The following is a 13,730-nucleotide window of genomic DNA, read 5'->3' as shown; positions in this document are numbered from 1 at the left end:
TATTTTTGTATCGTTTGTGTGATAATAAACGATAATTATGAATGCCTTGACTAACCTGAAATGCACATTGGCTCTCTCTGCCGGATTTTGCTCCTCATTTGCGAATGCACAAAAACAGCCCCATATTATATTGATTATGACCGACCAACAGCGGGGCGATGCTGTGGGGTGTATGGGAAATGAGTTTGTCATTACCCCTCATTTGGACAAACTTGCCAACGAAGGAACTTTGTTCATGAATGCCTATTCGTCCTGTCCCAGCAGCACACCTGCCCGTGCCGGATTGTTGACCGGAATGTCGCCGTGGCATCACGGAATGTTAGGATATGGACGGGTAGCGCCGAAGTATGAGTACGAGATGCCTCAAATGTTGAAAGACGCCGGTTATTACACCTTTGGTATCGGGAAAATGCATTGGTATCCCCAGCGGGTGAAACACGGATTTGACGGAACGTTGTTAGATGAGAGCGGCCGCAGGCAAGACCCCCATTTTACCAGTGATTATCGACAGTGGTTTCAAGTGCAAGCTCCCGGGAAGAACCCCGATGCAACAGGTATTTGGTGGAATGATCACGGTGCTGGGGTTTACAAATTAGATGAAAAACTACATCCCACGTACTGGACCGGCGAAATGGCTTGCAATCTCATCAGCCATTATGACCCCGAGAGCCGTCCTTTGTTCCTCAAAGTGTCTTTTGCCCGTCCTCACAGTCCGTATGATCCGCCGCAACGTTTTCTGGATATGTATGATAACGTCGATGTTCCCGACCCGGCGATAGGGGATTGGTGCGGTAGATATGCAAAGCGGTTGAATCCCGAAGAGGCTGCCTCGGATGCCCCTTATGGAAATTTCGGTAATGAATATGTCCGTAATTCCAAGCGACACTATTATGCCAATATTACTTTTATCGACGAACAAATAGGACGTATCGTTCAAGCGTTGAAAGACAAAGGTATGTATGACAATGCTCTCATCTTTTTCGTATCGGATCACGGCGATATGATGGGCGACCACTATCATTGGAGAAAGACTTATCCCTATGAGGGCTCGGTTCATGTTCCCTGTATCGCGAAGTGGCCGGCAAATGTCGGTGGGGTTGCTGAGAAAATAGATAATCCGGTGGAATTGCGCGATGTTTTACCTACCTTCTTGGATATAGCCGGGGCAACCGTCCCTGCCGATATGGACGGACGCCCTCTTTTACCGCTGGCCAAAGGAACCGATACCGGGTGGCGAGAATACATCGATTTGGAACATGCCACTTGTTATAGTCGTGACAACTACTGGTGTGCGTTGACCGATGGGAAAATAAAGTATGTATGGCGTTTTTACACGGGACAGGAAGAATTGTTTGACCTTGTCGCAGATCCGCAGGAACTCCACAATGCCGTTAACGATAAAGAGTACAAGGGACGGTTGGAAAAGCTGCGTGCTCGAATGATACGTCACCTCGGTGAACGAGGAGAAGAGTTCGTGAAAGACGGGCGGTTGGTCGTTCGCAAAAAGAAAATGCTATACAGTCCTCATTATCCGAAAGAATGATTTTCAATTCCCCCTCGGTGCTTTGCAATAGCGAAATATAGGGTGAGAGGTTTAATACATTTTCAAACTCCTCCCCCTGCCGTGTCCCGTAGTATTACGGGGTACTATGTTAGCCATATAGAGGAGACACCGAAGAAACAATAGTTTCTAAGGAGAAGGGTTGAAAAAGATCATTTGGTTGTAGAGTTCAACCCCTTCGCCCTGCGGGAACTCCCCCTATCTCATCTACGATGAGTAGAGGGAGAGGATTGAAAGTATCACATTAACAGTTTTTACTCCTTCGGAGCTTTATGGGGATTCACCTCCTCCCCTGTGTTTTGCACAGTAAAATATAGGGGAGGTGTCCGAAGGACAGAGGGGTTGAAAACGCCATCTCATTAGTCGGGTTATGGGATATTTATCCTCCACCCCTTGCCTTGTGGGTATTCTCCTTATATCGCCATATTGCGATGCAGAGTAAAGTGTAGGTATTACTACCGGTAATCCGATGCTAATGAAAATGCAGAATATTTCGATTTACATGTTGCCGTTCCAAATAGACTGGCCTTACTTATTTACAAGAAACCTGTTTTTCAGCCAATTGCGAACAGGCAAATCATAGAGTTTCAAACAAGCGTGTGCCACACCGACAGACAAGATAAACGTCGATACGGAGACAAATACGTGCGCTCCCATAGATGCATCAGGATTGTGTGTCACCCACGCCATCTGCATATAGGCAAAGGGATAATGGGTAATATAGAGCGGATAGGAGATTTCGCCCAGATAATTGCATACGGCCACACTGTGTTTCCCCTTTACCTCGCTGCCGGCTCCCATCGCCACGATAACGGGGAACAAAAGGAGTATACATGCCGCATCATAGATACCGTTTTGCCAAGCATCGGTTTCGCCTCCGATACGAGGCATTACCAAAGCTGCAACGACGAGTAACGAACACCACCAGAAGCCGGCCTTTACCCGAATAAGTTTTCCTATACGAAACAGTAATAATCCTCCGAAGAACGGATAAAGCACCCGAACGATACCGATATAGACCTGTTCGGGGGTAATGCTCCAACCTCCGATAACGGTATAAGCCGTAATGTCTCGATGGGCAAGTAACCCGAACACATCGAGATTAAGTGTCAAATCGAGTGTCAAAAACGCCGCAAAGGAAACAAAACAAACCAATGCGATTTTGGAGAACCTACGGACGACCAAAGCATAAAGAATATTCGCCAGATATTCCCACAGGAGCGACCAAGTAGGCCCATTGAGCGGATTGGTCTCTTGCCAGCCTCGTATATCCCAACTGGTAAGCGCCGGTATCATCGTACAGGCAAGCAGAAACATGAGCAGTACCTGCCACCATGCAGTTTGGTCTATAAGAGGGAAACGTTCGCAATTACCGAAATAGAACAACAATGCGCCTATTGCCGACCCCATGATTACCATAGGGTGCAACCGGATTAAACGGCGTTTGAAAAAAGCCAGAGTGGACATCTTTCCCCATCGATTGTCATAAGCATATCCGATCACGAAACCAGAAAGTACAAAGAAGAAATCGACGGCAAGATAGCCGTGGTTCAATATTTGATAAGCGGGACCTTTGGAATAAGTTTCAAACAAATGAAAGGCGACGACAATCACGGCAGCCACTCCTCGCAATCCGTCGAGAATAGCATAACGTGGTTTTTCGGACATAACCGCATCGGTGATTTTCTCCATGATATTATGCTGTTTTTTACGGGTACAAAAGTAGGACTCTTATTTTGATTGATATTTGCATATAGTTCGAAACTTTTGATTTATATTTACATTTTATATAAAACAGTCCCAGATGGAATCCAAATATTATCACTTGACAGGAGGTACGCATTCTTTTCTCGTATTACACGATTTGCTAAACCCGTCCGAGGAGTTTCCCATTCATACACAATCGGACTGGGAACTTATCTACATTATCAGAGGTTGCGGCACATTCGTTATCGGCGACCAATCGCAACCTTTCACGAAAGATGAAATCTTTTTAATACCGCCCGACATGTTGCACGGTTGGATATTCGACAACAATCCCGGCAATGTGGTAGAGGATATTTGTCTGCTTTTCAGGAAAAATCTGTTTAAAGAACTCTCGGTTACGTTACCCGAAATAGGGCCGCTCGGACATCTCGACAGCCGGCAACACACGGCCTTTCAGTTACGAGGCGATTTATTGAAAAATGTGAGGCATGAAATGCAGGAAATAATAAAAACCGACTCGCTCGGACAATTATCGGGAGTGATACGGATACTCGGACATCTGGCTCTTTCCGACGAGATGAATCCGACAGGAATCAATCGCCCGTTAAAGAAACGAGACAAGAAGATACAACAGATAGAGATTTATGTTTCCTTGCATTATAATCACGATATTCCTATCGACGAAATCGCCACCCTCGTACATATGAACCGTTCTTCGTTCTGCGTCTTTTTCAAACGAATGAAAGGGGTATCGTTTACGAGTTATCTCAATACCTACCGTATGGATATAGCCTGCCGCCTGTTGTCGACGACGGACAAATCGGTCTCCGAGATAGCGTACGGCGTAGGATTTAATAATCTATCTCATTTTTGCCGGACATTTCTGAAATACAAAGAAGTCTCGCCTACGAAATACAGGAACCGCATGGGGCATGGCCACACGGACATAACCACGACTCCGGCATAATATTCCAAAGAAAACTACGGGTCATCAAATAAAAGGCGACCGCAATTTTGCGGTCGCCCCGAATTCATCTTTCAACAACAAAATTTACTTTTTTACATTCTTCTTTTCGCAGCAAGGAGCCTTAGCCTTATCACATTTGGTTTGTTTGCAGCAATCGGCCTTGTCGTTGCATTTTGCCTTAGAGTCGCAACAAGGAGCCGTCGCTTTACAATCTTTGCATTTGCAATCGGTGCAATTACACTCTTTCTTACAATCGGCTTTGCCTTTTTTACAGCATTCCGTTTGGGTCTTACTACCGGTAGTCGTTTGAGCCACAGCCGGCAAGGCTATCATCGAAGCAGCGGCGATACACGCCATAACAAGAAACTTCTTCATAATTACTTTATTTTTAATAGGTGACTACTTTACAAAATAGAAAGCCAGCAAGGTTGCCTTAGTATCTCGGCATAGTCTATTTCGTATTATTTTACAACGCAAATATACAATGAGGAGATTACCGAAAAACCCAATGAATCTTATTTTTACCAAAAATCCTGTGAATAAAATCTATAAATAGAATAAAAATCATATCGATTACTATCGTCCTGCCTATCCGTGTGCCACGGAAGTCGTGAGTAAAAGACAAATCGCATTTCTGAATCGACGAAAAACCGTTATCCATATTACTATCGCCAATGCGTTCGACTTTAATTTGCCTCGGCCATTTCCGATTTTCGGTAAAAAAGAGTATCTTCGTCATTCAATTATATACAGACAAACCGCATAAGAAAAGATGGACGAATGGTTGTCACGTACCCGGCTGCTGTTTGGCGATGAACCGATAAAGCGATTGCAAAATGCCCACGTCCTTGTCGTGGGGGTGGGTGGTGTAGGGGCTTATGCCGCCGAAATGATCGTGCGAGCCGGTATAGGAGCTTTGACGATTATCGACGGAGACACCGTGTCAGAGAGCAACCTGAACCGACAATTGGTCGCTTTGCACAGTACCTTGGGAAAACCCAAAGTAGAGGTGTTGAAAGAACGGTTTCTCGATATAAACCCCGATTTGAAGTTGACGGCACAACACCGTTTCATCGAAGAGGAAGATATACCTGTTTTGTTGGAGGGCGGCGAAATAGATTTTGTCATCGATGCCATCGACACGCTGGCGCCGAAGGTAGCTTTGATCGCCTATTGCCTGCGGCATAAAATCAAAATCGTTTCATCGATGGGTGCAGGCGGACGCAAAGACCCGTCGGCCATACGGATAGCCGACATAGCCGATACCTACCATTGCGCTTTGGCAAAAGCGGTGAGATTGCGATTGCGGAAAGAGGGTATCTCCAAAGGTCTGAAAACGGTATTCTCCACCGAGCAGGCCGATCGTAACGCCGTCGTGGTCGTGGAAGGAGAACGTAACAAAAAATCGACCGTCGGGACAATTTCTTATCTGCCGGCAATCTTCGGGTGTTATCTGGCGGGGCATGTCATTAGAAAACTAACAGAAGTATGATAGAGATAAAAAACATACACAAGAGCTATGGTTCTTTGGAGGTACTGAAAGGTATCGACGCCGTGATCGAACAGGGCGAAATCGTCTCCATCGTGGGGGCGAGCGGAGCCGGCAAAACAACCTTGTTGCAGATCGTGGGAACGCTCGACAAGCCCGATTGCGGGGAAATCTTATACGACGGCAGGCGGGTGGATAACCTCCCCGATAGGGAAATGGCGCGTTTCAGAAACGGTAACATCGGATTCGTATTCCAGTTCCACCAGTTGCTGCCCGAATTTACGGCTCTCGAAAATGTGATGATTCCGGCTCTCATCGGGGGGAAAAAACAATCGGATGCAGAACAGGAAGCCAAGCGGATACTCGATTTCCTGAGCCTGAGCGACCGACTGGGACACAAACCGGCTCAACTGTCGGGCGGTGAAAAACAGCGAGTAGCCGTCGCCCGAGCATTGATAAACCGCCCCTCTGTTATACTTGCCGATGAGCCGTCGGGAAGTCTCGATTCGAAAAACAAAATCGAATTGCACAAACTGTTTTTCGACCTGCGTGACGAGTTCAAACAGACGTTCGTCATCGTCACGCACGACGAGACGTTGGCTCGAATGACCGATCGTACCCTCTTCATGAAAGACGGTTCCATCGTTTCTCCCGCTTCTGTCGAAGAATAAAACAAGGCATACAAATGAAAAAGAGTTGGTTATATGGTTGCTCCTTTATCCTTTTATCTATCTTCGCAACGGCTTGCGGAGACGATGAAAAAGATATTTACGGCATCTTCTATGCCGACATCGTCACTTGCCATACGAATAAAGGCAATCCTTATTTCACCTACCAGACAACCGATTCCGCTCCGGTCGATACGCTTTATCCCGTTTCGGAAGTAAACAGCGATGACATGGGCGAGGGAGTGCGCGTATTGCTGCAATACCGCCCGATAGAAACGTTGTCGGAACACAAAAAGCAGGTAGAAATACAAGCGCTTTCGGCTATTCATTTCGACACGCTTCGAATAGTACCCCATGACAAAATCGACCAGTTGCCCGACGACACTCTTTATTTGCAAAGCGTATGGAAAACCGGCGACTTCCTTAATCTGAGGTATCGTATCGACTATCACAGCCGGCCGCACAGCATCCTGCTTGTCGCCGACGAAGCCGAGCTTTCCGGTGATACTTTGAAAGTACAGTTGCGACACAGTCGCAACGACGACCCCGAGGGACATTGGAGCAATCTATACTCGTCGTTCAATATCTCGGCTTATCGAAGCCGTCCTTATACGACGCTGCAACTTTATGTAAATCAAGTAAATTTCAACTATAAATACTATTACTTTAAACTGAACTGATTATGGAAGAAAAAAAGGAAATCCAGATAGAATTGTCTGCCGAAGTAGCCGAAGGCATTTACTCCAATCTCGCTATTATTTCTCATGCTCCGTCGGAGTTCGTTATCGACTTTATCCGCATGACTCCGGGTGCTCCCAAAGCTCCGGTGAAATCGCGTATCATTCTCACGGCCGAGCATGCCAAACGATTGTTATTCGCCTTGCAGGACAACATACGCAAATACGAAGCTCAATTCGGGCCTATACAAATGAACGATCCTCAACGGGGCGGTATGCCTCCTTTCATGGCTCCCGGCGGGGAAGCCTGACAACCGACAGGAGACGAATTCTCTCTAACTCGTTATCTTTTCGGGTGTGACTCGGAATAACTAATCTCGTAAAAAAGGAAAGACAATGAACATCACTTTGCAACAATGGCTTTCTCGACAGCCTTATACGCAAACGACCGACAGCGATCGTTATTATACGCAGCTGGCCAACCGAGTATACGACCTCGTAAACATATCTCCGTTGAAAGAAAGATTAACCGAGGAGGCCACCAAAAGTCTTTGTTGCGATGTCGTAGGTTATTTTGCCGATATTCTGTCGGGTACGGGATTGTGGGCAACGTTTCTCTCCCATCACCGCTCGCTCTACGGTCGTATCCTGCCATTCTTTCCCGCCGAGAATTACTACGACGGGGAAGTAAACCGGGAAGACCTGCGAGTGCTACTCTGGTATCTGCTTTGTACGCACGACTCCTTGCACGAGATTCTTTCCCCGCTCGACAACCGTCTCGTCGCAACGGCCGATACGATTTACGATCTGTTAGAGTCGGAATACGAAACAGCTCCCGACTCACCCTTGTTACAAGAATTTTGTCTTCCCGAGCTGAACGATACCGACGACCCCGAAGCCCGTTACCGGTTCGCCGAATGGCTCTTTTGGGATTCGTTTCTGTTGGGTCCTTCCAATCGTTCGCTCGCCCGGCAGCTTTCACACGAAGCACAGAGTAAATCGCATGGAGACAAAGAAAGAATCGCCAAGCTCGGCGAACTGCGTCGGGAATCGCTATATACTCTGCCGGCCGGACCTTTGGCGCTCTTTGCTCACGAATGGGTCTCTTTGCTTTGGCAACACACCTTCCCCGAAGAAGCGGAAGAGAAAAAGGAACTGCACCCCTATTACCGGCAATTCACCCGAGAAACCGGAGGCATGCCTGTCAAATACATAGACTCTTACTCGGAGTTGGACAAATTTCTTACCGAAGGGATGCAATGGGGAGAAACAGAAGGCGGACATCTCTCGCACCTCGCCGGGAAAAAGAATTTTATTCTCTATGTCACGCCTTACAAAGGCATGCTCATCGCTTCGGATATAGCCCAATGCGTATGCGACCCTGCCAATCCTTGTTACGACCCGCAGGTAGCCCGAAGGGATGCATTGTCGCTCCTTACCGTACCCGGGCGATGCCCCATAGACCTACTCATCTATTTGTGCGAAAACCGACTGCTTCCCGATGCCCGCTTCGCCGACGGAGACTCCGCATTTGTAGCCGAAAACTGGGACTTCATCGCCCGCTGTCTTTTGCAGGATTATTACCGGGCAGTATAAATACCGCTGAGTTTTTTTAATCCCTATCTCCCCAGCCGTGTCCCGTAGTATCATGCGATAGGGGAGAAGGGTACAAAGCTATCTTTGTGCCGAAACGAGAAATACCATTTTCAATCCTCTCCCTCTGCTCATCGTAGAATGAGATAGGGGGAGTGCCCGTAGGGCGAGGGGGTTAAATATCTGATATAAACCGACTGATGAGATAGCGCATTTCAACCCCTCCGTCACTACGTGCCACCTCCCCTATATGGCTAACGCCACACCCCGCAATGCTACGGGGCACGGCAAGGGGAGGAGTTTAAAGGTGAACTGCCCCAAAAAGCTGGACAAGCTCCACCTAACCGAAAGCGTTTCATCTTATAGTTAGTATCGGATTACTTTGCCCGTTACCCGCCGTTTTCCTTTTGGCTTCACCGCCCGATAAAGGCGGAAAGAAATACATGGGAAAGTTGAGATGTATTCTTTCTTCTCCCCTCGGTAGCGAAAACAAAATGGTGTGCCTGATTTGGAGAATTCGGAGAAGAGTATTACCTTTGCATTCGAATTTTTATTCAGTTATTCGTATGATTCAACAGGGCAAGCATATTTGTTTCGGTGTAAGGCGCAGGGGAGTACGTGCGCTTTCGATCGTGCATGTCCATTGGTTCAGCGGCTTTATTTGACTGCCAATCGATTTTTAGGGGGATAATCTGTAAAATCTCGTTTTCTTTTCCCCTTTTGCGGGCGGAAGCCCTATCCGGTTATTTTCATTCGTATAAACGTAGCTCGGATACGACGACGGAGTCGTTGTAGTCTGTGGCATAAAAGACAGTCAAATTATGTTTCGTATTTTGATCCTTTTGGTTTTGGGTGTTGGCGTAGGATATATGTTGCGCGGACGTTCTTTCGTCGGCGTGACGAAATGGAGTATACAGATTACCGTTTGTGTCCTGTTATTTGTGTTCGGGGTGTCGATAGGGTCCGATCGTAATCTCGTAGATAATTTTTACAATTTCGGTTGGCAAGCGGCTGTAATTGCCTGCCTCGGAGTGCTTGGGAGTATTGTGGCCGCTCGTGTAGCTCAACGTTTGTTTTTTAAGAAAGGAGGTGAATCATGAAAGGGAATTTGATGATTTTGGTTTGTTTCCTTGCCGGGGTATTTGTAGGGTTGGGCGATTTCGCTCCGGAGTGGTTGCTCGGTCATGATTTGCCTATAATTATTCTTTCGCTGTTGATTGTACAAGTGGGAATTAGTTTAGGTTCGAACAACGATTTACGCGGATTATTCCATTCGCTTAATCCCCGCATGTCTCTTTTGCCTGTTTTTACTATCGGTGGTACGCTTTTATTTTCGGCCATAGGTGTTTTTTTGCTGCATGGGCGTGATTTGAACGATTGTTTGACGATCGGCAGCGGTTTCGGGTATTACTCGTTATCGTCGGTGTTGATAGCCGACATTAAAAGTGCCACTCTCGGTCCGCAAGGAGCTGCCGAATTGGCGACTATCGCTTTGCTCGCCAATGTCATACGCGAGATGATCGCTTTGTTCGGTACACCCGTTCTCGCTCGTTGGGGTGGGAGGTTGGTTCCTATTTCGGTAGCGGGTATCAATTCGATGGACGTGTGCCTTCCCATGATCGTGCGAAGTTCGTATAAGGGAGAAGAACTCATACCGATAGCTATTTTACATGGCATAGCACTCGAAGTAAGCGTGCCGTTTCTTATTAATGTATTCTGTTGAGCGGCCTGTTTAAAGTTCGGTTATGCCATAAAAAAGAACGTATCTCGATCATACATTTGTCGAAAAATACGCGACGATGGTAGAAGAACCTTTTGTAAACTTGCGCACGGCGATAGAATCGACCCGCCAAGCCGTACTGCTCAAATACTATAACGAGCTGTTGGAGCTCGATCCCAAGACTCAACCGAAACAGATCACGGCGGTAACCCGCTGTGTCGATACGCTCGAACGGCACAGCCGGGAACAGGAAGAGCAACAAACCGACAACGACATCGACAAAATGATAGCCGAGGGACGTTTGCCGGGGGAATATGTGCAGCGTTACCGATGGTGTAAACGCGCGGCATATTATTTTTCGTCTATTGTCAGTGCCATCGACGAGACCGATGCGTATGATTTGCCCGAGGGTGAAAAGCATCCTTATGAAGAATTTGCCAGTCGTTTTTGGGAAGAGGTCGCTTGTCGTTATTGGGCTGCCAAAGATGAGGTGAAAAAGGATATGGAGGAAAAACGCAAACAATGGAAGCGGGGGCGATTGGCGAAATGCAGCCGTCGCAAGAAGACCGGCAAATCGCTCCGGTTGCCCAAAGTCCTTCCTGCGCCGCCTACACCTCCGCCTCCCTCTCCCAAAGGATATTTCCCGCATCTGCCCGTTTCGCCGCAGCCCGCAGCGGCATGGTGCATGGGATAGGAAAGAGGTTCTCCTAAACCCTTTAAAAATTTCTAAGCGATTCTTCTTAACCCCTTTCCTCAGAAACTGTCGTTTCTTCGGTGTCTCTCCTATTGTACTGCTTTGCGGCACAGGGGAGAAGGAGAAATACCCGCAAAGCAAAGAAAAATTAAAACAGCGGCAGAGCGATGTTGTCGAAAGATTTCCACCCTCCTCTCCTGCTGTGCCCTGTAATGCTACGGAGCACGGTAAGAGGGAGATACACTACCCTATTCCTGTTGTTGAAGGCATTAATACTTCTCCCCTGTGTTTTGCAGCGCAAAATATAGGGGAGAGACAGAGGAGCGATAGCGACGAAGAGAGGGGTTGGAAAATAGCATGTTATATTTTGAAGGTTTAACCCCCTCGCCCTGCGGGCACTCCCCCTATCTCATCTACGATGAGCAGAGGGAGAGTGTTGAAAGTATCCTCTTGAACAGCTTTTATCCGCTCCGATGCTTTGTGGGTATTTTCCCTCCTCCCTGCCGTATCCCGTAGCCTTACGGGGTGTTTTGCCCAGTAAAATATAGGGTAGGTGGCACGAAGTGACGGAGGGGTTGAATATCATCAAAAATCTATTTGGCTGCTTTTCTTAACCACTTACCGAGGAGATCGGAATGTGGTTGCCGACAAAGGATTCATTGTTAACATTCAAGTCTGCCCTCATGAGTTTTCTACTGAATCCGTTTGTTCTTTTTGCTCTGCATTCGCCTTGTACTATCTTTGACAAAAGTCCGATATAGGCTGCGATTCGGCAAAAAAACAAATGGATTTGTTCTTTTTGCTCTCATCTTGCACTATCTTTGTACCCATTAAACGAGTATAGTACATGAAAATAGAACAGATTATATCCGATGCTGCGGTCAAAGCGGTGAAAGCTTTGTATGGAATCGAGGCAGCTCCCGGGACGACAGTTCCTCAAAAGACGAAGAAAGAGTTCGAAGGAAATCTCACGTTGGTGGTGTTCCCTTTTTTGAAAGCCTCTCATAAGGCTCCCGAAGCTACGGCTCAGGAGATAGGCGAGTATCTTCTCGCCAATGAGCCGGCAGTCGCTTCGTTCAATGTAATCAAGGGCTTTCTCAATTTGGTGATCGTTCCTTCGTTTTGGAGCCAGATGTTGCATCACATCGACGAGGAGGCCGATTTCGGGACGCATAAAGCTGCCGCCGATGCTCCTTTGGTCATGGTCGAATATTCCTCGCCCAATACCAACAAACCGTTACATTTGGGACATGTGCGCAACAACTTGTTGGGATATAGTCTTTCCGAGATTTTGAAAGCCAATGGTAATCGGGTGGTGAAGACCAATATCGTCAATGACCGGGGTATTCATATCTGTAAATCGATGCTGGCTTGGCAAAAATGGGGCGACGGTGTTACTCCCGAAAAGGCCGGAAAAAAAGGCGACCACCTTATCGGTGATTTCTATGTGTTGTTCGACAAACATTACAAACAAGAACTGAAAGAGCTGGAAGCCAAAGGCATGACCCCCGAAGAGGCCGAGGCCGCCTCGCCGCTCATGCAGGAAGCCCGCGCCATGTTGCGCAAATGGGAGGCCGGTGATCCCGAGGTTCGTTCGGTTTGGGAGATGATGAACAACTGGGTTTATGCCGGATTCGACGAGACGTATCGTCGCTTGGGCGTGGACTTCGATAAGATATATTACGAGTCGCAGACCTATCTCGAAGGGAAAGAGAAAGTGCTCGAAGGATTGGAAAAGGGTATCATGTATCGGAAAGAGGACGGCTCGGTATGGGCCGACTTGACGGCAGAGGGGCTCGACCACAAATTGTTATTGCGCAGCGACGGAACATCGGTGTACATGACGCAGGACATCGGTACGGCCAAGTTGCGTTTCAAAGATTTCCCCATCGATAAGATGATTTATGTGGTGGGCAACGAACAAAATTACCATTTTCAGGTTCTTTCTATATTGCTCGACAAACTCGGGTTCAAATGGGGCAAAGATCTCGTGCACTTCTCCTACGGTATGGTGGAGTTGCCCGAAGGAAAAATGAAATCGCGCGAAGGTACGGTAGTGGATGCCGACGACTTGATGGACGAGATGATCGCCACCGCTCGCGAGACATCGGCCGAATTGGGTAAACTCGACGGCTGTACTGCCGAGGAAGCAGAAGAAATTTCTCGTATCGTGGGTTTAGGTGCATTGAAATACTTTATCTTGAAAGTCGATCCCCGCAAGAACATGACTTTCAATCCCAAAGAGTCGATCGACTTCAACGGGAACACGGGACCCTTCATTCAGTACACCCACGCCCGCATCTGTTCGGTCATGCGCAAGGCTGCCGAAGCCGGTATCGATTATCGCCAAGTGGACACCGCTAAGGTAGAACCCTCTGAAAAAGAGATTTCGCTCATTCAGCATTTGGCCGATTTCCCTGCTGTGGTTGCCGAAGCCGGTCGCATATACAGTCCTTCGCTTATCGCCAACTATGTGTATGATTTGGTGAAAGAATATAATCAGTTCTACCACGATTATTCGATTCTGCGCGAAGAAAACGCCGAAGTACGGGCATTCCGCCTAATGCTTTCGGCCAACGTCGCCAAAGTGATAAAAACCGGTATGGGATTGCTCGGTATCGAAGTGCCCGACCGTATGTAAAAAATAACTGTTA

Annotated in this window: 13 protein-coding genes; 11 read left to right on the top strand and 2 right to left on the bottom strand. The window is 47.4% G+C overall.

Annotated features, from left to right (window positions below; genetic code table 11):
- Window positions 1-37 precede the first annotated feature (37 nt).
- On the top strand, window positions 38-1,543 hold the full coding sequence (locus tag HMPREF9448_RS12585) for an arylsulfatase (RefSeq protein WP_008862957.1): 1,506 nt from the start codon (window positions 38-40) through the stop codon (window positions 1,541-1,543).
- Between the two features lie 546 nt (window positions 1,544-2,089).
- Here the strand turns inward: HMPREF9448_RS12585 and HMPREF9448_RS12580 are convergent.
- Complete coding sequence (locus tag HMPREF9448_RS12580) at window positions 2,090-3,253, bottom strand: acyltransferase family protein (RefSeq protein WP_008862956.1); 1,164 nt, start codon at window positions 3,251-3,253, stop codon at window positions 2,090-2,092.
- Between the two features lie 112 nt (window positions 3,254-3,365).
- Here HMPREF9448_RS12580 and HMPREF9448_RS12575 point away from each other — a divergent pair, with 112 nt between their 5' ends.
- Window positions 3,366-4,235: an AraC family transcriptional regulator gene (locus HMPREF9448_RS12575; RefSeq protein ID WP_008862955.1), complete on the top strand. Its 870-nt coding sequence runs from the start codon at window positions 3,366-3,368 to the stop codon at window positions 4,233-4,235.
- An 84-nt stretch (window positions 4,236-4,319) separates the two neighbouring features.
- Here the strand turns inward: HMPREF9448_RS12575 and HMPREF9448_RS12570 are convergent, their stop codons facing one another.
- The gene (locus tag HMPREF9448_RS12570) at window positions 4,320-4,610 is read right to left on the bottom strand and encodes a hypothetical protein (protein ID WP_008862954.1); all 291 of its coding nucleotides are present in this window, start codon (window positions 4,608-4,610) and stop codon (window positions 4,320-4,322) included.
- A 397-nt stretch (window positions 4,611-5,007) separates the two neighbouring features.
- Between HMPREF9448_RS12570 and HMPREF9448_RS12560 the strand changes: the two genes are divergently transcribed.
- From HMPREF9448_RS12560 to argS, 9 genes are all read left to right on the top strand, one after another.
- Complete coding sequence (locus tag HMPREF9448_RS12560) at window positions 5,008-5,727, top strand: tRNA threonylcarbamoyladenosine dehydratase (RefSeq protein WP_008862952.1); 720 nt, start codon at window positions 5,008-5,010, stop codon at window positions 5,725-5,727.
- The gene (locus tag HMPREF9448_RS12555) at window positions 5,724-6,395 is read left to right on the top strand and encodes an ABC transporter ATP-binding protein (RefSeq protein WP_008862951.1); all 672 of its coding nucleotides are present in this window, start codon (window positions 5,724-5,726) and stop codon (window positions 6,393-6,395) included. Before HMPREF9448_RS12560 ends, HMPREF9448_RS12555 begins: the two co-directional genes overlap by 4 nt.
- 14 nt (window positions 6,396-6,409) lie before the next feature.
- Window positions 6,410-7,072, top strand: a complete 663-nt coding sequence (locus HMPREF9448_RS12550; RefSeq protein ID WP_008862950.1) for a NigD1/NigD2 family lipoprotein — start codon at window positions 6,410-6,412, stop codon at window positions 7,070-7,072.
- Window positions 7,073-7,074: 2 nt separating this feature from the next.
- Entirely contained in the window at window positions 7,075-7,380 is a 306-nt protein-coding gene (locus HMPREF9448_RS12545; protein ID WP_008862949.1) for a DUF3467 domain-containing protein, read from the top strand.
- Window positions 7,381-7,465: 85 nt separating this feature from the next.
- Window positions 7,466-8,665, top strand: a complete 1,200-nt coding sequence (locus HMPREF9448_RS12540) for a DUF3843 family protein (RefSeq protein WP_008862948.1) — start codon at window positions 7,466-7,468, stop codon at window positions 8,663-8,665.
- An 818-nt stretch (window positions 8,666-9,483) separates the two neighbouring features.
- Complete coding sequence (locus tag HMPREF9448_RS12535; RefSeq protein ID WP_008862947.1) at window positions 9,484-9,762, top strand: LysO family transporter; 279 nt, start codon at window positions 9,484-9,486, stop codon at window positions 9,760-9,762.
- Window positions 9,759-10,385 carry a LysO family transporter gene (locus HMPREF9448_RS12530; RefSeq protein ID WP_008862946.1) on the top strand — a complete coding sequence of 209 codons (627 nt, stop codon included), beginning with the start codon at window positions 9,759-9,761 and terminating at the stop codon, window positions 10,383-10,385. The genes HMPREF9448_RS12535 and HMPREF9448_RS12530 overlap by 4 nt, the downstream gene beginning before the upstream one ends.
- Before the next feature lie 76 nt (window positions 10,386-10,461).
- On the top strand, window positions 10,462-11,076 hold the full coding sequence (locus HMPREF9448_RS12525) for a hypothetical protein (RefSeq protein ID WP_008862945.1): 615 nt from the start codon (window positions 10,462-10,464) through the stop codon (window positions 11,074-11,076).
- An 847-nt stretch (window positions 11,077-11,923) separates the two neighbouring features.
- Window positions 11,924-13,717 (top strand): arginine--tRNA ligase, encoded by a 1,794-nt coding sequence (gene argS, locus HMPREF9448_RS12520; protein WP_008862944.1) that lies wholly within the window; start codon window positions 11,924-11,926, stop codon window positions 13,715-13,717.
- Window positions 13,718-13,730 lie beyond the last annotated feature (13 nt).

It is taken from the genome of Barnesiella intestinihominis YIT 11860, assembly GCF_000296465.1.
Classification (GTDB): domain Bacteria; phylum Bacteroidota; class Bacteroidia; order Bacteroidales; family Barnesiellaceae; genus Barnesiella; species Barnesiella intestinihominis.
This window is presented reverse-complemented; position numbering and strand designations above follow the sequence as displayed.

Excerpts from the sequence above, each read along its gene's own strand:
- HMPREF9448_RS12585 (WP_008862957.1), top strand. The coding sequence starts at position 38 with ATGAATGCCTTGACTAACCTGAAATGCACATTGGCTCTCTCTGCCGGA.
- HMPREF9448_RS12580 (WP_008862956.1), bottom strand. The coding sequence starts at position 3,253 with ATGGAGAAAATCACCGATGCGGTTATGTCCGAAAAACCACGTTATGCT.
- HMPREF9448_RS12575 (WP_008862955.1), top strand. The coding sequence starts at position 3,366 with ATGGAATCCAAATATTATCACTTGACAGGAGGTACGCATTCTTTTCTC.
- HMPREF9448_RS12570 (WP_008862954.1), bottom strand. The coding sequence starts at position 4,610 with ATGAAGAAGTTTCTTGTTATGGCGTGTATCGCCGCTGCTTCGATGATA.
- HMPREF9448_RS12560 (WP_008862952.1), top strand. The coding sequence starts at position 5,008 with ATGGACGAATGGTTGTCACGTACCCGGCTGCTGTTTGGCGATGAACCG.
- HMPREF9448_RS12555 (WP_008862951.1), top strand. The coding sequence starts at position 5,724 with ATGATAGAGATAAAAAACATACACAAGAGCTATGGTTCTTTGGAGGTA.
- HMPREF9448_RS12550 (WP_008862950.1), top strand. The coding sequence starts at position 6,410 with ATGAAAAAGAGTTGGTTATATGGTTGCTCCTTTATCCTTTTATCTATC.
- HMPREF9448_RS12545 (WP_008862949.1), top strand. The coding sequence starts at position 7,075 with ATGGAAGAAAAAAAGGAAATCCAGATAGAATTGTCTGCCGAAGTAGCC.
- HMPREF9448_RS12540 (WP_008862948.1), top strand. The coding sequence starts at position 7,466 with ATGAACATCACTTTGCAACAATGGCTTTCTCGACAGCCTTATACGCAA.
- HMPREF9448_RS12535 (WP_008862947.1), top strand. The coding sequence starts at position 9,484 with ATGTTTCGTATTTTGATCCTTTTGGTTTTGGGTGTTGGCGTAGGATAT.
- HMPREF9448_RS12530 (WP_008862946.1), top strand. The coding sequence starts at position 9,759 with ATGAAAGGGAATTTGATGATTTTGGTTTGTTTCCTTGCCGGGGTATTT.
- HMPREF9448_RS12525 (WP_008862945.1), top strand. The coding sequence starts at position 10,462 with ATGGTAGAAGAACCTTTTGTAAACTTGCGCACGGCGATAGAATCGACC.
- argS (WP_008862944.1), top strand. The coding sequence starts at position 11,924 with ATGAAAATAGAACAGATTATATCCGATGCTGCGGTCAAAGCGGTGAAA.